This is a genomic window from Nonomuraea sp. NPDC004702, from assembly GCF_053601695.1.
In genome coordinates, this window is the sequence record NZ_JBSGCE010000023.1 from 110,850 (window position 1) to 128,800 (window position 17,951).

At 74.1% G+C, this 17,951-nt stretch carries 15 protein-coding genes; 5 read left to right on the forward strand and 10 right to left on the reverse strand.

The window, feature by feature from the left end; all coding sequences use genetic code 11:
• Positions 1–6: 6 nt before the first annotated feature.
• On the forward strand, positions 7–606 hold the full coding sequence (locus tag ACWEJ6_RS27135) for a DUF4142 domain-containing protein (RefSeq protein WP_452427173.1): 600 nt from the start codon (positions 7–9) through the stop codon (positions 604–606).
• A 237-nt stretch (positions 607–843) separates the two neighbouring features.
• Here the strand turns inward: ACWEJ6_RS27135 and ACWEJ6_RS27140 are convergent, their stop codons facing one another.
• From ACWEJ6_RS27140 to ACWEJ6_RS27185, 10 genes are all read right to left on the reverse strand, one after another.
• Positions 844–3,957: a chondroitinase family polysaccharide lyase gene (locus ACWEJ6_RS27140; protein WP_452427175.1), complete on the reverse strand. Its 3,114-nt coding sequence runs from the start codon at positions 3,955–3,957 to the stop codon at positions 844–846.
• Between the two features lie 59 nt (positions 3,958–4,016).
• Positions 4,017–5,399 carry a WD40 repeat domain-containing protein gene (locus ACWEJ6_RS27145; RefSeq protein WP_452427177.1) on the reverse strand — a complete coding sequence of 461 codons (1,383 nt, stop codon included), beginning with the start codon at positions 5,397–5,399 and terminating at the stop codon, positions 4,017–4,019.
• A gap of 68 nt (positions 5,400–5,467) precedes the next feature.
• Positions 5,468–6,880: an aldehyde dehydrogenase family protein gene (locus ACWEJ6_RS27150; RefSeq protein ID WP_452427179.1), complete on the reverse strand. Its 1,413-nt coding sequence runs from the start codon at positions 6,878–6,880 to the stop codon at positions 5,468–5,470.
• Entirely contained in the window at positions 6,877–8,037 is a 1,161-nt protein-coding gene (locus tag ACWEJ6_RS27155; RefSeq protein ID WP_452427181.1) for a P1 family peptidase, read from the reverse strand. Before ACWEJ6_RS27155 ends, ACWEJ6_RS27150 begins: the two co-directional genes overlap by 4 nt.
• Positions 8,037–9,218 (reverse strand): M20 family metallopeptidase, encoded by a 1,182-nt coding sequence (locus ACWEJ6_RS27160; RefSeq protein ID WP_397156280.1) that lies wholly within the window; start codon positions 9,216–9,218, stop codon positions 8,037–8,039. Before ACWEJ6_RS27160 ends, ACWEJ6_RS27155 begins: the two co-directional genes overlap by 1 nt.
• A complete protein-coding gene (locus tag ACWEJ6_RS27165; RefSeq protein ID WP_452427183.1) occupies positions 9,215–10,039 on the reverse strand; it encodes an ATP-binding cassette domain-containing protein in 825 nt (274 codons plus the stop codon). The genes ACWEJ6_RS27160 and ACWEJ6_RS27165 overlap by 4 nt, the downstream gene beginning before the upstream one ends.
• Complete coding sequence (locus tag ACWEJ6_RS27170; protein ID WP_387669504.1) at positions 10,008–10,922, reverse strand: ABC transporter ATP-binding protein; 915 nt, start codon at positions 10,920–10,922, stop codon at positions 10,008–10,010. Before ACWEJ6_RS27170 ends, ACWEJ6_RS27165 begins: the two co-directional genes overlap by 32 nt.
• Entirely contained in the window at positions 10,909–11,742 is an 834-nt protein-coding gene (locus ACWEJ6_RS27175) for an ABC transporter permease (protein ID WP_387669505.1), read from the reverse strand. The genes ACWEJ6_RS27170 and ACWEJ6_RS27175 overlap by 14 nt, the downstream gene beginning before the upstream one ends.
• On the reverse strand, positions 11,739–12,677 hold the full coding sequence (locus tag ACWEJ6_RS27180; RefSeq protein ID WP_452427186.1) for an ABC transporter permease: 939 nt from the start codon (positions 12,675–12,677) through the stop codon (positions 11,739–11,741). The genes ACWEJ6_RS27175 and ACWEJ6_RS27180 overlap by 4 nt, the downstream gene beginning before the upstream one ends.
• On the reverse strand, positions 12,674–14,173 hold the full coding sequence (locus ACWEJ6_RS27185; RefSeq protein ID WP_358286188.1) for an ABC transporter substrate-binding protein: 1,500 nt from the start codon (positions 14,171–14,173) through the stop codon (positions 12,674–12,676). Before ACWEJ6_RS27185 ends, ACWEJ6_RS27180 begins: the two co-directional genes overlap by 4 nt.
• A gap of 89 nt (positions 14,174–14,262) precedes the next feature.
• Between ACWEJ6_RS27185 and ACWEJ6_RS27190 the strand changes: the two genes are divergently transcribed.
• Genes ACWEJ6_RS27190 through ACWEJ6_RS27205 form a run of 4 tightly spaced genes read left to right on the forward strand, consistent with a single transcriptional unit; the run spans position 14,263 to position 17,835 of the window.
• Complete coding sequence (locus tag ACWEJ6_RS27190; protein WP_452427188.1) at positions 14,263–15,066, forward strand: FadR/GntR family transcriptional regulator; 804 nt, start codon at positions 14,263–14,265, stop codon at positions 15,064–15,066.
• 29 nt (positions 15,067–15,095) lie between these two features.
• Positions 15,096–16,079, forward strand: a complete 984-nt coding sequence (locus tag ACWEJ6_RS27195; protein ID WP_387669511.1) for an adenylate/guanylate cyclase domain-containing protein — start codon at positions 15,096–15,098, stop codon at positions 16,077–16,079.
• Positions 16,076–16,834 (forward strand): aminotransferase class IV, encoded by a 759-nt coding sequence (locus tag ACWEJ6_RS27200; RefSeq protein ID WP_452427191.1) that lies wholly within the window; start codon positions 16,076–16,078, stop codon positions 16,832–16,834. Before ACWEJ6_RS27195 ends, ACWEJ6_RS27200 begins: the two co-directional genes overlap by 4 nt.
• Positions 16,835–16,863: 29 nt before the next feature.
• The gene (locus tag ACWEJ6_RS27205; protein WP_452427192.1) at positions 16,864–17,835 is read left to right on the forward strand and encodes an LLM class flavin-dependent oxidoreductase; all 972 of its coding nucleotides are present in this window, start codon (positions 16,864–16,866) and stop codon (positions 17,833–17,835) included.
• The last annotated feature ends 116 nt before the right edge of the window (positions 17,836–17,951 follow it).

Sequence of the window (17,951 nt, forward strand, 5' to 3'; positions counted from 1 at the left end):
GGACTCATGAGAACAGCACGGAGCCACTTAGCACCCGCGGGAATCGCGGCCGTGCTGGCGTTGACCGTGTCCGCCACGGCACCCGCCGCGGCCCAAGCCGCCACCACCGTCCGGCCGGTGGCCGCGCCCGGCGCCGCAGCCGCCCCGTCCGTCCAGGCGTTCCACGCCTCGGGCCAGGACCGGGCGTACCTGCGGCAGGCGCACCGCGGCAATCTCGCCGAGATCGCGGCCGGGAAGGCCGCGCTCCGCAGGTCGCACGACGAGGACGTGCGCGAGATCGCCTGGCGGCTGATCCGTGACCACCGCAAGCTCGACGCCCGGCTGCGCGAGGTCGCGCACCGGCTGCGCGTCAGCCTTCCTGACGCGCCGAGCGCCGCCCAGCGCGACGACCTGGACGCGGTGCTCGCCCGCCGTTCCGGCCACCGGTTCGACCGGGCGTGGCTGCGCCTGGAGGCCGGGGCGCACGAGCAGACGCTCACGCTGATCCGGCGCGAGCTGCGGGACGGTCACTCCGGCTGGGTGCGGGACCTGGCGCGCGACGGCGCCCCCGCGGTCCGGCACCACCTGCGCGAGATCCGCGCGGAACTCGACCGGCACACCCGCTGACCGGGCGTGCACCATCCCGCCCCGTGACCAGGATGCGAACCGTCTGACCAGGACGCGAACCCTCTGGCTGGAGACGCGAACCGTCTGACCAGGACGCGAACCCTCTGGCTGGAGACGTGAACCGTCTTACCGGAGACGCGAACCGGCTGACCAGGACGCGAACCGGCTGATCGGGACGGTGGTCGTCGTGGTCGCGGGCGTGATCCCCGGGCGGGGGCGCCCCCGCCCCCGCCCGGGTCAGGTCGCGGGACTCAGCCGCACCTGCACCGGCCGTCCGTGCACGGTCTCGAACTCCAGGACCGTGCGCGGCCCGGTGATCCTCGCCCGGCACGGCTGCCCCGCGTCCGCCCGCCACCGGCCGTCCAAGGTCACCCTCATGCGGTGCGGGTGGCTCGGGCTGGCCAGCCAGGGCCGCGACCACGGGCTGTAGTGCCCGACGTAGCGGCCCTTCTCGTACTGGTCGTGGTCGATCCCGCCGTAGAGGCGCAGGTCCGGATCGCATACCGCGATCACCAGCGTCTCCCCCTCCGTACGGACGAGCAGCATCGAAGGCGTGTCCACCTCGCGTACCAGACCTTCCAGACGGGTGCGCTCGAACACCGCGTACCCGGTGATGCCGGTGTCCCGATCCCGTACGACGTGGGCCGCCGTGTCGGCGCGCAGCACCCGGTAAGGGGCGCTCGCGGCGTCCTCCATCGCGGCGGCGAAGCCGGCCATGCGCTCGGCCGTGGCGTTCACCACCATCGCGTACTCGTACGTCCCGTTCCGAGGGGCGGTGCCGTGCCTGATCCAGGCTGTGGCGAAGTCTCCGCTGGTGGGCTCTTCCGTGGCGTTGTTGCGGGAGGTCTGGGCCGAGCGGGTCAGGGCCACTTTCTGCCCGGGCGCCAGGTAGTAGCCGATGCCCTTGTCGTCGAGCAGCCAGCGCGGGCCGCCGTCGAGCGCCTGGTGGGGGAAGGCCGTGACCGCGGCGCCGTCCACCACGGTGGGCGCGGTCCTGGCCGGCAGCCGGGTCTGGAAGAGGGTGGTCTCCGTCTCGTCCGCGGTGTCGTCGTTGGTGATGCCGGTGCCGAGGGCCACGACGCGGTCGTCGAACAGGAACACCGACTTGCGGGCCCGGTGCGTGCCGTCGTACTTGGGGTGTCCGTGCAGGTCCATGGCGAACAGGGCGTTGCGTCCGTCGATGGTGCAGGCTCCGGCGAAACGGGAGTCGGTGAGGAGCATCTCCTCGATGGCCCCGGTCAGGTCGCCCTTGAGCTGGTCGAGCGGTTTGTGGATGACCGTGGTGCCGGGGCGGCGGTTCCAGTCCCAGCCGGGCTGGGCGTAGCCGCTGTCCTGGTTGGTGACGGGGTCGCCGCGGTGCAGGACCTGGATCTGGCCGTAGGTGTTGTAGCGGCCGTACCAGTTGGCGCCGACGTAGATCTCGGTGCTCCACAGGTAGCGGTTGTGCCCGCGTACGGTGATCTGCCATTCGTCGCGGCGGTGCACGGCCAGCGCCGCGTAGTTGAGCGCCCAGGCGCCGGTCGGAGCCGGTTCCGGGGCGATGCCGCGCGCGGCGAGCCGGGCCGCGAGCTCCTTCTGCCGCGGCGTCGGGTTGCCGGGCAGCAGGCGCAGGAAGGCGGCGGCGATCTCATCGTCGATCGGGGCCAGCCACTCGAACGGCACGATCGACAGCGCGGTGGCGCCGCTGGGATTGCGGCCGCTGATCGAGATCGGCCAGTGGTTCTTGTTGGCGTAGACCCGCTGCGTGAGCAGCGCCTTGCGCAGCCAGCCGGACGCCTCGGGCGAGATCGCGAACGAGCCGCCGTGCAGGACGTAGACCAGCGGCGCGAGCCCGGCGAAGCCGTCGCGGACGTAGTCGGGGAAGAAGCCGACGTGGTGGAAGGCGGTGCCGTCCACCTTGATGCCGTCCTGGATGCCGTCGGTGGGCAGGAGGGTGGCGTTCAGCCAGTCGCGCAGCGCCCGCAGGTACGCCACCTGCTGCGCCTCGCCGTCGCGCAGCAGCACGGCCGCCAGCATGCCGCGGACCGTGGTGTTGTAGAGGTCCATCATGCTGCCCCGGGCCATCCGGAAGCCGAAACCGCGGAAGATCCGGCCGAGTCCGCTCAGCCATTCCAGGTCCGCTCGTACCCGCTGCAACTCCCCCGCCTCGCGCAGGGCGTCCCGCATGAGGTAGACGGAGTCGTACAGGCCGCGGGCGTCGTAGCCGAGGTGGTGGATCGTGCCCTGGCAGCTGCCCTTCGTCCAGCCCTGTTCCCGCAGGTGGGCGACCATGCGCAGGTAGAGGGCGGCCAGCGCGGGACGTTCGGCGGGGGCGGCCTGGTGGGCCTGGGCGATCGTCTTCATCAGGTCGGTGCAGGCGCGCAGCGTGACCGGGTTCACGAACGCCTTGAGCTCGGCGGCGATCTCGGCCGGGTAGATCTGCGCCTGGTAGGCGTGCGTGGGACGGCCCTCCAGGGCGGCGACCTGCGCGGTCAGCCCCGGCACGTCCGGCTTGACCTGGGCGGTCAGGTACTCGTCGTGGTAGCGGGCGTGCAGGGCGCGCAGCGAGGCCAGCTCGGCGGCGGACGGCGGCGACAGGTCGGGCTCGACGGTGGCCAGCAGCCGGTCGAAGCGGTGGAGGGCCTGCCAGTGCTGGTTGTCGTACTCGTCGCCCTCGGGGGCGATGTCGGGGAGCTGGTGGTCGCGGCAGGGGGCGTCGGGACGCAGCGGCACGTTGAGCATGAGCTGGTCGAGGTGCAGGGTCCCGGCCCTGCGCGGGGCGACGATCCGCAGGGTGTCCATGTCGGGGTGGGGCCGGCCGTGCATGTCGTAGGCGTACCGCACCCAGGCGGTACGCCACCCGCTGAACCCGAGCCGAAACTCGAACCACAGGTCGGTGCGCTCACCCCGCCCGAACTCGAACCGCAGCACGTCGTCCACCGGCTCGGCGTTGTGCACCCACACGCAGAACGCGTCCACCAGCCCCTGCCACGCCTGGTCGTCGCCGAGCCGGTAGGGGTCGGGCGCCCACCGCAGCGGCGCCCGCACGGTGATCACGTCACGGCTCGCGTGCTCCCAGCGCAGCGACCGCGTCCCGCACACGGCGACCCGGTCGCTGATCGACAACGTGGAGCCGGGCCCGGCGGCGAAGTGCGGCGGGACGGCGCTCTCCAGCAGGAACACCGGCGGGTCCATCGCCATGGCCCGCTGCTCCAGCCCTTCGGCGGCCACTCCCCCGGCGGTCACTCCCCCGGCGGCCGGTCCTCCCACCAGGCCGGACGCCGCCAGTGCCGCCGTCCCCGGGCCGCCGCCCGCGAGGAAAGCGCTTGCCGCACCCGCCTTGAACACCGTTCTGCGCGTGATCTCCACCATGCGCGCCATCCAACGCGACCGCTGCGGCAAGGTAAAGACATCTGGTCAAACCGTTACCCTCATCGGAGGGAGCAGAGGCTCACGTCCCCGTCACCGCCGCCGTAGTCCGAAGGGTCGGCGCCGTCGGTGTAGTGGTCCCAGTCCGCCCTCCTCAAGATCTGCGGGCCGTGGTCGCACAGGTCCTGCTCAGGGTCGGTGACCACCTGCCGCAGGTCGTGCAGGTCCCACAGGGAGAAGGTGGCGCTCTCGGGGGCGGCCAGCAGGGCGCTGCGGGCGCCGTCGCTCAACGCCACCCCCTGCACCTCCGACGGGTACCCGCGCAGCCCGGCCAGCCGGACGGGCCGGGAAGGGACGGACAGGTCCCAGAGCGATCCGCTGCCGTTGGAGCCCGCCAGGAGAGCGGTCCCGCCGTCGGGTGTGAGGGCCACGTCGAGCATGTCCGCCGGTGGCATCCCGATGACGGCGGTCCGGACCGGGGGGCCCGGACGGGCCGGGTCGCCGAGCGTCCAGACCTCCGCCTGGCTCCGCCAGTCGGCCCCTGGGTCGCGCCGCGCGACGACGAGGACGCGTCCGTCGCCGCTCAGGGCGGCGGCCGTGCCGGTGTAGATGGCCGGGGTCAGCTCGGCCGCCTTCACCGGGTGCGCCGGGTCCGCCAGGTTCCAGATCGTCACCGGGCCATCGTCGGACGTGGTGACCGCCGTCCTGCCGTCGCCGCTGAGGTCGAGGTCCTCCGTCCGGGAGTCGTGGACGGCGGTGACCGAGCGCCGGACCGGGTGGTCGCCTACGGTCAGGTCCCACACCAGCAGGTTCCCGGCGAAGTCGGCGACCGCGGCGACCCGGCCGTCCCGGCTCACCGCCACGGCCTGGACGTCGTCGAGCGGCCCCTTCGCCGCCACGCCCGGCAACGTCGCCCGGCGGGCCGGGCGGGCGGGATCGGTGAGGTCCCACACGGTCGTGGCGCCGTCGTCGCCGCCGGTCAGAGCGGTGCGGCCGTCATGGGAGAGCGCCGGCGCCGCGCCCTCGGACCCGTCCAGCGTGACCGATTTCCCGGAGCCGAGCTCCCAGACCTCGGCCTTGCCGTTCCCGGCGACCAGGCCGACGCGCCCGTCGCCGCTCAGCTCGGCGTGCCGGACGCCGCCGGGGCCGCGGAGCCAGAGGTCGTCCCTGCGCCCCAGCAGGAGGGTGTCGGTCAGCCCGGCGCGGGTCCGGTCGTCGGCGTGCAAGCCCACAGCGGCCAGGCCGAGGTCGCGAGCCCTGACCGGATCGTCGCCGCGCAGCTCGGCGGCGTGCAGCGCGAGCCCGTGGGCCAGCGCGACGCGCTCCCGGTCCCGCGCCTGCCCGTGCTCCCGCCACCAGGCCGTGCCGGCGCAGGCCAGGGCGACGGCCAGGAGGGCGGCGAGCACGGGCAGGGCCCTGCCGCGGCGCGCTCGCGGGACAACCACCGGATCGTCCGTCCGAATAGCCAAGGCACGCGCCTCCTCGCCGTTTGGGCGCCACCCTACAGCGGCCGTCAGGGGCGGATGATCGCCATTCTGGTCACCGTCATTTCCTCCATGGCGAAGCGCGGGCCCTCGCGGCCGCTGCCCGAGTCCTTGACCCCGCCGTACGGCATGTTGTCGGCGCGGAAGCCGGGCACCTCGTTCACCACCACGCCGCCGGTCTGGATGCGTTCGATCGCGGTGAAGGCGGTGGCCAGCGAGCGGGTGTAGACGGCGGCGTGCAGGCCGTACCGGGAGCGGTTGACGGCCTCGAAGGCGGCGTCGAGGTCCGGCACCCCGCGGACGCACACCACCGGGCCGAAGATCTCCTCGTCCCACGCGGCGGCGCCGTCGGGCACGCCGGACAGCACGGTCGGCGCGATCGCCCGGCCCTCGCGCACCCCGCCGGCGACCACCTCGGCGCCCGAGTCGCCGATCCACTCAAGGACGCGGTCGGTGGCGGCGGCGTCGATCAGCGGGGCCACGCGGGTCCCGGGCAGGCGCGGGTCGCCGACGGCGACGTCCTTGACGCGGGCGGCCAGCAGCGCCAGGAACTCCTCCCGTACGGGCTCCTCGACCAGCACCCGCTGCACCGCGATGCACGCCTGCCCGGAGGCGTAGTAGCCGCCGCGCACGACGGCGTCGGCGGCGGCCGCCAGGTCGGCGTCGGCGGCGACCACGAGGGCGGCGTTGGAGCCGAGTTCGAGCAGCACCTTGGTGGGGGCGGCGGCGCGGGCGATGGCGTGCCCGGCGGCGGCCGAGCCGGTGAAGGAGACCGCGCCGATCCGCCGGTCCTCGACCAGCGTGCGGCCGACCTCGACGTCCCCGGTGACGAGCTGGACGGCGGCGGGCGGCAGGCCGCCCTCGCGGAGCAGGTGCACCAGCCGGAGCGTGGCCAGGGGCGTCGCCGGGGCGGGCTTGACGATCACCGGGCAGCCGGCCGCGACCGCCGGGGCGATCTTGTGGGCGGCCAGGAGCAGCGGGTAGTTGTAGCCGGTGATCCCGACGACGACGCCGATCGGCCGCCGCGTCCAGAACCCGATCAGCCCCTCCCCCGACGGCAGCAGGTCCAGCGGGACGGTCTCGCCGTGCAGCCGGGCGACCTCCTCGGCGGCCGTGGCGAGGGTGAGCAGCGTCCTGGCCACCTCGACCCGGCAGTCGACCAGCGGCTTGCCGGTCTCCAGGACCAGCAGCCGCTCGAACTCCTCGCGGCGGGCGGCGAGCGCGTCGTGCGCGGCCATGAGCGCGGCGCGGCGGGCGTGCGAGGGCAGCGCGGCCATGGCGGGCGCGACGGCCAGCGCCGCCTCCAGGGCGCGGGCGGCGTGGGCGGGGGTGCCCAGCGGGGCGCGGGCCACCACCGAGCCGTCGTAGGGGAAGATCACCTCGGTGGTGTCCTCGGTGGCGGCCCATCCGTCTCCGATGGGCAGGCCGTCCGGCCAGGTCATCTGTCTCCCCCTAGGACGCTCGGGAACACGTCGAGGTACGCGGGCGCGTCCTCGCGGCCGGTGGCGGCGAGCATGGCGTGGGCCACGGCCCGGCTGAACACGTCGGCCGCGGCGGCCAGGACGTCCTGGAGCCCGTCGGGGCCGGGGGCCGGGCGGGCGCAGGCGGCCAGGCCGAAGACGGTGTCGCCGTCGACCATGGTGTGGGCCGGCCGGATGGCTCTGGCCAGGCCGTCGTGGGCCACCCCGGCCAGCTTGCCGCACTGGGCCTTGGTGAGGGTGAGGTCGGTGGCCACCACGCCGATGGTGGTGTTGAACGAGGTGACCTTGTCCGGCTGCCACGCCCCGGCCTCGGCGGGGTCCGGGCGGCGCAGGTGGCCGAACTCGCCCGGCAGGCCGTAGCGGACGCCGGCGAGGGTGGCGCCCGCGGGGTCGAGCACGGATCCGGCGGCGTTGACGACGGCCAGGGCGGCCACCGTGACGCCGCCGGGCAGGACGGCGCTGGCCGTCCCGACGCCGCCGGCCAGGCCGCCCGCCATCGCCCCGGCCCCGGCCCCGATGGACCCGCTGGCCGTGGGAGGCGCGGTGGCGTGCCGGGCCGCGCCGCCGTGGCGGGCGGCGTCGCCGTAGCGGGCGGCCGTCCGTGGGGAGGAGGCGTCCGCGCTGCCGCCGCGGCGGGGCGGGGGTGCGGGGAAGGGCGGTTCGTGCGCCGGAGTGCGGGCGGCGGCGTAGGCGGCGGCGCCGAGGGCGGCGTCGGGGGTGGCGCGGAAGTCGCCGCCGCGCCCGAGGTCGTAGATGACGGCCGCCGGGACGATGGGCACCACGCCGCCCGCCACCGGGAAGCCGATGCCCGCGTCGGCCAGCCCGTCCATCACCCCGCACGCCGCGCTCAGCCCGTACGCGCTGCCGCCCGACAGCACGACGGCGTGCACGCGCTCGACCAGGTTGCGCGGATCGAGCAACTCGGTCTCGCGGGTGCCGGGAGCGGCGCCGCGCACGTCGACGCCGGCCACCACACCCTCCGGCGGCGCCAGCACCACGGTCGTGCCCGTGCGGTAGCCGCCGCCCACGCGGTGCGCGTGCCCGACGCGCAGCCCGGCGACGTCCACCAGCGAGTTCGTCGGCCCGGGACGCATGCCGGGGGCGGGTTCGGCGAGCATCAGAAGTCCCGGTGCAGGAAGCGCCGCGCCGCCTCGGCGAACACCCGGGTGCACCGGACGATCTCGGCGACCTCGACGTACTCGTCCGCCTGGTGGGCGATCCACTTGCCGCCGGGGCCGTACACGACCGAGGGGACGCCGCCCCAGTGGGTCAGCACGGTCCCGTCCGTCGAGCCCGGCACGCCGCCGTAGACCGGCTCCTCCCCCGTCACCGTACGGTGGGCCGCCGCCAGCGCGGCCACCACCGGGTCGGTCACCGGCACGTCCACCGGCGGCCGGTCCACCAGGACCGACACCGACGCCTCGATCCCGTCCCCGGCCGCGGCGAGGGCGGCCACCCGGTCGGCCACGACCTTGTGCTCCAGCCCGGGGATCGTGCGCACGTCGACGAAGACGGACGCCGTGGCGGGGATGACGTTGACCTGCTCCTCGCTGCCCGCCCGGACCACGGTCGGGGTGACGTACACCTCGCCGAGGTGCTCGTGGGCCGGATGCCGTTCCTGGAGCTCCCGCTGGAGGCCGCGCAGGGCGACCAGCAGCGTGCCGACCGCCTGGACGGGGTTGCGGCCGTGCTGCGGCATCGCGCCGTGGGCCATCTTGCCGGTGAGGTCGACGCGCAGCCGCAGCGCGCCCTTGGCCACCGCGCAGATCTCCCCGGCCTCGGGCTCGGCGACGATCGCGCCGTCCACGCCGTCGGCCAGGCCGGAGGCGACGAAGTGGTGGGCGCCGATCATCAGACCCTCCTCGTCGGCCAGCGCGCACACCTTGATCCGGCCGGGGAACGGGCCGGCGAGCTGGAGCGCGCGGGTGGCGTAGAGGGTGGCGGCCAGGCCGGACTTCATGTCGGCGCTGCCCCGGCCCCACAGCCGCCCGTCGCGGATCTCGCCGCCGAACGGGTCGACGGTCCAGGTGGACAGGTCGCCCTCGGTCACGACGTCGGTGTGGCCCTCGAACATCAGCGTCGGCCCGTCGCCGCCGCCGCCCTCGACCACCGCGACGACGTTGGGCCGCCCGGCGGCGGCCTCGCTCACGACCGGGTCCCAGCCCCACTCGCGCATCCTGGCCTCGACCAGCTCGGCGGCGGGCCGCTCGGTGCGCCCGCGCGCGGGGTCGTTGGTGCTGGGGATGCGCACCAGGGCCTGCGTGAACTCCACGACTCCCCGCTCGTCGACCTCGATCACAACAATCCCTCCAGGGTCGGTACGGCCTGCAGCAGGTCACGCGTGTACGGGTGGCGCGGCGCGGCCCAGACGTCGTCCACCGGGCCGGTCTCGACGATCTCGCCGCCGCTCATGACGGCCACGGTCTCGCACACGTGCCGGACCACCGACAGGTCGTGCGAGACGAACACGAGCGTGAGGCCCAGCTCGTCCACCAGGTCGGCGAGCAGGTTGAGGATCTGGCCGCGGACGGACACGTCGAGGGCGCTGACGGGCTCGTCGGCGACCAGCACCTTCGGCCGGGGCGCGAGCGCGCGGGCGATGGCGATGCGCTGCCGCTGACCGCCGGAGAACTGATGGGGGTAGCGGTCGGCGGCCGAGGCGGGCAGGCCGACCTCCGCCAGCAGCTCGGCCACCCGGCCGCCGACCGGCAGGCCGAGCGCGACCAGCGGCTCGGCCACCAGGTCCCGCACGCGCATGCGCGGGTCGAGCGAGCTCATCGGGTCCTGGAAGACGATCTGCAGGTTCTCCCGCAGGAAGCGCAGCCGCCGCTCCGGCAGGCCGGTGATCTCCCGCCCGTCGAAGACGACGGACCCGCCGGTGGGCCGGTCCAGGCCGCACAGCAGGCGCAGCAGCGTGGACTTGCCGGAGCCGGACTCGCCGACGATGCCGAACCGCTCGCCGCGGCGGACGGTCAGCGACACCTCCCGCAGGGCGTGGACGGGCGCGCCCGGCCTGGTGAGCGAGGTGCGCGGGCGGTGGTAGACGCGGCTGAGACGGCGCGCCTCGATCAGCACGTCGCCAGAGGGCTCATTCGGTGGGGTGCCAGCATGCGTGGGCATGGCCGTCTCCTGTCAGCGCCGGCGGGGTCTCGCACCGCGGGGTGGCGTGCGGGCAGCGGTTGCGGAACACGCAGCCCTCGGGGAAGGCGCCCGCGGGCGGCACGCTGCCCTTGATGGTCGGCAGCCTGGTGCCGCGCGGCGTGAGCCGGGAGGCGGCCAGCAGGCCCTCGGTGTAACGGTGGCGGGGGCGGGTGAAGACCTCGCGGATGGGCCCGGTCTCGACGACGCGGCCGCCGTACATGACGATCACCCGCTCGCAGACGGAGGCCACCACCGCCAGGTCGTGGGTGATGAACAGCAGCGCGGGGGCGACCTCGGCGATCAGCTCCAGCATCTGCTTCTGCACGGTGACGTCGAGCGCGGTGGTCGGCTCGTCGCAGACGAGCAGCCCCGGCTCGTTGGCCAGGGCGATGGCGAGCATGACGCGCTGGCGCTGGCCGCCGGAGAGCTGGTGCGGGTAGGCGCGGGCGATCTGCCCGGGTTCGGGGAGCCGGACGCGGTCCAGCAGCGCGAGCGCGCGCCGCCCGGCCTCGGCGCGGGGGACGCCGTGCAGGGTCATGGCCTCGGCGACCTGCGCGCCGACGCGCATGAGCGGGTTGAGCGCGGTCATCGGCTCCTGGAAGACCATGGACACCTCGCGCCCGCGCAGGTCCTTCAGCCGCTTCTCGGGCACGCCGACCAGGTCGCGTCCCCCGAGCCTGGCCGTGCCGGCGGCGGTGACGCCCTCGGGCAGCAGGCCCATGAGCGACAGCGCGGTCAGCGACTTGCCGGACCCGGACTCGCCGATCAGCCCGACCCGCTCGCCGGGCCCGATCGCGAACGACACGTCGTGCACGAGCCCCACCGCGCCGGCCCGTACGCAAAGCCCCTCAACCGTCAGCACGGACCCTCCTGAGCTTCGGATCGAGGTGGTCGCGCAGCCCGTCGCCGAGCAGGTTGAACCCGAGGACGGCGAGCGCGATCGCCAGGCCCGGCCACAGCGCGAGACGCGGGGTGGAGAACAGCAGCTCCTGCGACTCCTGCAACATGCGCCCCCAGGACGGGGTCGGCGGCCGGGTGCCGAACCCGAGGAACGACAGCGCCGCCTCGGCCAGGATCGCGATCGCGAACGACACCGACGCCTGCACGATCAGCACGGACCCGATGTTCGGCAGCACGTGCCGCACGGCGATCGCGCCCCGGCGGCGGCCCGCGGCGCGCGCGGCCAGGATGTAGTCGGTCACCATGACCTGGAGCGTCGCGGCGCGGGCCACCCGCGCGAACGCGGGCACGGTGGCCACCCCGATCGCGATCATCGCGGTGAGCGTGCCGGCTCCGTAGACCGCGCCCAGCATGACGGCCAGCAGCAGCGCGGGGAAGGCGAACACCAGGTCGTTGACCCGCATGATCAGCTCCGACAGCCAGCCGCGCGGCGTCATCCCGGCGACCACGCCGAGCGGCACGCCGAGGACGGCGGCGATCCCGACGGCCACCACGCCGACGTAGAGGGTGGTGCGCGCGCCGACCATGAGCTGGCTGAGGGTGTCGCGGCCGAACTTGTCGGCGCCCAGCAGGTAGCCGCCGCCGGGGTCGCGCAGCTTGCGGGCGGCGTCGACGAGGGTCGGGTCGTGCGGCGTCCAGACGAACGAGACCAGCGCGGCCAGCGTGACCAGCCCGACCAGCGCGCCGCCGGTCAGCAGCGCGGCGTTCGCGCGGCCCTTCATCGCAGCCTCGGGTCGAGCAGGCGGTAGGCGACGTCCACCACGAAGTTGATCAGCAGGACCGCGGCCACCAGCACCATCACCACACCCTGGACGAGCAGCAGGTCGCGCCCGGCGACGCCGTTGAGCAGCAGGTCGCCGAGCCCGGGCAGGACGAAGACCCGCTCGACCACGACCGCCCCGACCAGCAGGGTGGCCAGTTGCAGGCCGAGCACGGTGACCACGGGGATCGAGGCGTTGCGCAGGCCGTGCCGCCACAGGGCGCCGGTGCTGCCGCGGCCCTTGGCGCGGGCGGTGCGCAGGTAGTCCTCGCGCATGACGTCGAGGACGGCGCTGCGCACGTACCGGGTGAGCACGGCGCCCTGGACGAGCCCGAGCGACAACCACGGCAGCAGCAGCGAGCGCAGCCACTCCTGCGGGCTGTCGGCGATCGGGACGTACCCGCCGGAGGGCAGGGCCTGGGCCTTCACCGCGAACACGAACACCAGCAGGATGCCCGCGAGGAAGGCGGGGACGGCGATGCCGAGCTGGCTGGCCGCGCTGATCGCGGCGCCGAGCGGGTTGCGGTGGTGCACGGCGGCGAACGTGCCGAGCGGCACCGCGACGGCCAGCGCCAGCACCATGCCGCCGAGCACCAGCACGGCCGTCACGCCGAGCCGCTCGCCGATCTGCGGGCCGATGGGCGAGCTGGTGACGTAGGAGACGCCGAAGTCGCCGTGGGCCAGCCCGCCGATCCAGTCGAGGAACTGCACGGCCGGCGGGCGGTCGGTGCCGAACTGGCGGCGCAGCGCGGCGACCGCGTCGGGGGTGGCGTTGACGCCGAGCGCGATCTCGGCCGGGTCGCCGGGCAGCAGCGCCATGGACGCGAACACCGCGACGGCGGCGACGGCGGCGCTCACGATCAGCACCGCCAGCCGTTTGAGCAGGTAGAGCGTCACTGCTTGGCGAGACCGGTGAAGTCGAAGGACTCCGCGATGGCGTTCTTCGGCAGCCCGGTGACGCCCTTCTTCGCCACGATCAGGTTGGGGAACAGGAACAGCCAGTCGGCGGCGGCGTCGTCGGAGAGCAGCTTGGCGGCCTTCTTCAGGTCGTCGGTCTGCTGCTGCTCGGTGCCGGCGTCGGCGGAGGCGAGGAGTTTGCCGAACTCGGGGTTGTCATAGTGGAAGTAATACGATTTATCGGCAAAAATCCCCATGTCGCGGGGTTCGACGTGGTTGATGATGGACAGGTCGTAGTCGCCCTGCTTGAACACCACGTCCAGCCAGCGGGCCGGGAACTCCAGCGGCTCGATGTCGGCCGTGATGCCCACCTGGGCCAGCTGCGACTTCACGACCTGCGCACTGGCCACCGCGTACGGCAGGTTGGGGATGCGCATCTTGACCGTCAGCGTCCTGCCGCCCAGCAGTTCCTTGGCCTTGGCCGGGTCGTGGGGGTAGTCGCCGGTGCGGTCCTCGTACCAGGGGTCGGTGGGCGGCACCATCGAGCCGATGAGCTGGCCGCGCCCGGCCCACGCGGTGTCCAGCAGCGCCTTGTGGTCGATGGCGTACCGGACGGCCTGGCGGGCCTTGACGTCGTCGAACGGCGGCCGGGCGTTGTTCATCGACAGCACGACCTCGCCGTTGGTGGTGCCCTCGACCGTCTGGAACCGGTTCGGGTCGGCGAACTGCTGAAGCGACTCGGGGGCCTGCACGGCGGAGATGACATCGATGCCGCCGGTCAGCAGCGCGTTGTTCATCGCCGTGGCGTCCTTGAAGTACTTCAGCGTGATCGCCGACAGCGCCGGCTTGGCGCCCCAGTACGAGGGGTTGGCGGCGAGCTGGATCGACTCGCCGCGCTTCCACGCCCCCAGCGTGTACGGCCCGGTGCCGACGGGCTTGTTGGCCAGGTCGGCCACGCCGGTGCGGCTGAACATGGCGCCGAGGCGGGTGGCCAGGGCGTAGAGGAAGCCGTTGCTCGGCCGCTTGAGGGTGACGACGGCGGTGGCGTCGTCGGTCTTGGTCACCTTGTCGATGACGTCGAGCTGCGCCTTGATCTTGAGCTTCCAGTCGCTCCTGACCCGGTCGAGCGAGAACACCACGTCGTCGGCCGTGAACGGCGCCCCGCTGCTGAACGTGACGCCCTTGCGCAGGGTGAAGGTGTAGGTCTTCCGGTCGTCGGAGACCGACCACTTCTCGGCCAGCAGCGGCTTGATCGAGCCGTCCTGGTCGAGCTTGACCAGGCCCTCGTAGACGTTGACCAGCAACGCCTGCGGGATGGCCGCGCCCTCGGTGGCGGTGAAGTCGAGGTTGGCCGGCTCGGCCACGAACCCTACGGACAGGGACTGGGCCTTGGGGGTGCCCGCGGTGCCGGAACCGCCCGAGCCGGAACCGCCGCCACAGGCGGCTGTGACCAGCAGGAGACCGCCCACGGCGATCCAGATTCCGATTCGCCTCATGTCTTACAGCCTCCTGGCTAGTGCACTGGTCTGACCAGTAGGCTACGCACATTGCCAGTCCGTGACGGCTCGGGTCAAGGGGGCTTCCGATGGGTGCACGGTTCGAGCCGGTGCGGGCCGTACGCGCTTACGAGCGGGTCGTGGAACAGGTCGAGGAGGCCATCGAGAGCGGGGCTCTCGGGCCGGGGGCGCGGCTGCCGAGCGAGCGCGAGCTGATGGTGCAGTTCTCCGTCGGGCGCTCCACGGTGCGGGAGGCGCTGCGCGTGCTCCAGGCGCGCGGCCTGGTGCGGTCCCGGCCGGGCGATCCCAACGGCGCGGAGGTGCTGCCGTTCTCCCCCGCCGCCTTACACAAGTCGATGACCACGCTGGCGCGGGTGGCCGAGCTGTCGCTGGCCGAGCTGGTGCAGTTCAGGATGGTGCTCGACTCCTCGGCCGTGCTGCTGGCCGCGCGGCTGCGCACCGAGGAGCAGCTCGCCGAGATGGAGGCGGCCATCGCCGGCATGCGCGCCGCCATGCGCGCCGCCGCGCCCGCCGCCACCGCCTCCGCCTCCGCCTCCGCCACCGCCTCCGCCTCCGACCACGACGCCTTCAGCGCCGCCGACGTGGCCTTCCATGACGTCGTCGTGGCGGCCAGCGGCAACACGCTGATCCAGGTCTGCACCGACGTGGTCCGCTCGGTCGTGCTGGGGCTGATCGCCGGGAAGATCGCCGACGCGCCCGACCGCGAGTCGCTGATGCGGCGCAGCATCCGGCACCACGAGGAGGTGCTGGCCGCCGTGCGCGCCGGCGACGGAGCCACCGCCGCGCGCCTGCTGCGCCGGTCCATGTACGACTACTACGCCGTCCACCTGCCCGACGCCGAGCGGCCCGCCCTGCGCGCCCTCCTGGAGTGACGCCCGCCACAGGGTGTTATGTTGCACGCGTGTCACGCGAGGACGGGGACGGGGTGGCGGAGGCGTTCCTGCGCGCGCCGCGCCGCTACACCAGCCACCAGGTGGCCCACATGGCCGGGGTCCCGGTCTACCGGGCGCGGCGGTTGTGGCGGGCGCTGGGGTTCGCCAATGTGGCCGACGACGCGGTCGAGTTCACCGACTCCGACGTCGAGGCGCTGCGCACCATGCTCTCGATGGTCAGCTCCGGCGCCTACGACGAGGAGCACATGCTGCTGATGGCCCGCTCGATCGGGCGGGCGACGGCCCGGCTCGCCGAGTCGCAGGCCGAGCTGGGCGCCGAGGCGCTCGACCAGGCGGGCGTGCCGCTGGCCGAACGCCCGCGGGCCTGGCGGCGGCGGGCCGAGCGGGTGGTGCCCGACCTGGCGCGGCTGCTGGTCTACGCCTGGCAGCGGCAGCTCGCCGCCGCCGCGGGCCGGCTGGCCGACCAGGACATGAGCGCCGTGCGCATGGCGGTGGGGTTCGCCGACCTGGTGGCCTTCACCCGGCTCAGCCGGCAGATCACGGCGACCGAGCTGGCCCGGCTGGTCGACAGGTTCGAGGGCCGCTCGGCCGACGTGGTCACGTCCTCGGGCGGGCGGGTGGTCAAGACGCTCGGCGACTCGGTGCTGTTCGTGGCCGACAAGGCGCACGTGGCGGCCGAGATCGCGCTGCGCCTGGTGGAGACCCACCGCGGCCGGGACATGCCCGAGCTGCGGGTGGGCCTGGCCGCCGGGCCGGTGATCTGGCGCATGGGCGACGTGTTCGGCACCACCGTCAACCTGGCCAGCCGGCTCACCGCGCTCTCCCTGCCGGGAACGATCCTGGCCGACCCCGAGATGGCCGAGGAGCTGGAGGGCGACCGGGCCTTCCTGCTGCGCGCGGTCGACCGGCTGTCGGTGCGGGGGCTCGGCGAGCTGGCGCCCTTCACGATCATGCGCGCGGGGGCCGGCGGACAGGACATGCTGGACGCATGATCGTACGAGCGGTGGTCGAGGGCAGGCCGGTGGACGCCGACGCGCGCTTCGCGCTGGAGGCCCGCTACGGGCACTTCACCGCCATGCAGGTCAGAGACCGGCGCACCCGCGGCCTGGCCCTGCACCTGGAGCGGCTGGCGGCGGCCAACCTGGAGCTGTTCGGCGCCCGGCTCGACCCGGCGGCGGTGCTCGGCTCGATCCGGGCCGTGCTCGGCGACGACCTGCGCGACGCGGGCGTGCGGGTCTACGTCGTCGAGCACGACGGCCGCCCGCGCGTCGTGGCCACGGCCGCCCCGCCCACCGAGGTCTCCACCCGCCCCCAGCGCGTCACGGCGGTCCTCTACCAGCGTTACCTGCCGCACATCAAGAAGGCGGCCGGGTTCGCCCAGGCGCACCTGCGGCGGACGGTCGCGCCCCTGGGCTTCGACGAGGCGCTGCTGACCACCGCCGACGGCCTGATCAGCGAGGGCGCGATCACGAACGTCGGCTGCTGGTCCGGCGGGCGCCTGGTGTGGCCGGACGCGCCGATGCTGCACGGCACCGCCATGGGCCTGCTGGAGGACATCGACGTGCCCCAGGAGCGCCGCCCGCTGCGGGTCGCCGACCTGCCGGGCTTCGACCTGGTGTTCCTGTGCAACTCCCACGGCGTGGTCCCGGTCGGCGAGGTCGACGGCGTCCCGCTGCGGCAGGACGGCCCGACGCTGGCCCGGCTGCTCTCCTGCTACGACGCCGTCCCGTGGGACCCGCTGGATTGATCCCGGGGCGTGCGGTGTTGCACGCAGGCGTGACCCTGTATTCGATTCTCGACCGTTCGCTCCTGCGCCGGGGCTCCGACGCGGCCACCGCGCTGCGGGACACCGTCGCGTTCGCCCGGCAGGCCGAGGAGCTGGGCTACCACCGGTTCTGGGTGGCCGAGCACCACAGCGTGCCCGGCGTGGCGGGGGCGGCGCCGACCGTGCTGGCCGCGGCCGTCGCGGCGGCGACCGGGCGGATCCGGGTGGGCACCGGCGGCGTGATGCTGCCCAACCACCGGCCGCTGGTGGTGGCCGAGCAGTTCGGCGTGCTGGAGTCGCTGCACCCGGGGCGGATCGACATGGGGCTCGGGCGTTCGGTGGGGTTCACGGGCGGCGTCCGGCGGGCGCTCGGGCACGGCAAGGAGGCCGCGGACGGGTTCGGCGACCGGGTCGGTGAGTTGCTGGGGTACTTCACCGGCGGGCAGCGGGCGCATCCGGGCGTGCACGCCGTCCCGGCCGAGGGGCTGCGGCCGCAGGTGTTCGTGCTGGCCATGGGGTCGGGGGCGGATCTGGCGGCGGAGCTCGGGCTGCCCATGGTGATCGGGGCCGGGCCGCGGGCGGTGGAGGCGGCGGCGCGTTACCGGGCGGGGTTCCGGCCCTCGGAGTGGGCGGCGCGGCCGTACGTGATGGCGGCGGTCAGCGTCGCGGTCGGCGCGACCCGCGAGGAGGCGGCGCAGCTCCAGCTGCCGGAGGCGTGGTCCACGGCGCGCTCGCGCACCAGCGGCGCGTTCCCGCCGCTGGTGCCGGCCGAGGAGGTCGCCCGGCTGGAGCTGACCGGGCGGGAGCGGGCGCTGCTGGCGGAGGCGCTGAAGGGGCAGATCCACGGCACCGCGCCGGAGGTGGCGGTCGCGCTGGGCTCACTGGTGGCGGCCACCGGCGCCGACGAGGTGCTGGTCACGATGAACACCTACGACCTGGAGCGGCGGCTGGAGTCGTACCGGCGGCTGGCCGTTCTGGTTTGATCGCCAATTCCACCGCGTTTTGTTGGCAAATGCCCCCATTGCGCGCGCCAATTCGGTTCCGGTAATTACCGGATGTCACCCCTGTTCCATCCGGGCAACACCCATACCTAGGGGGT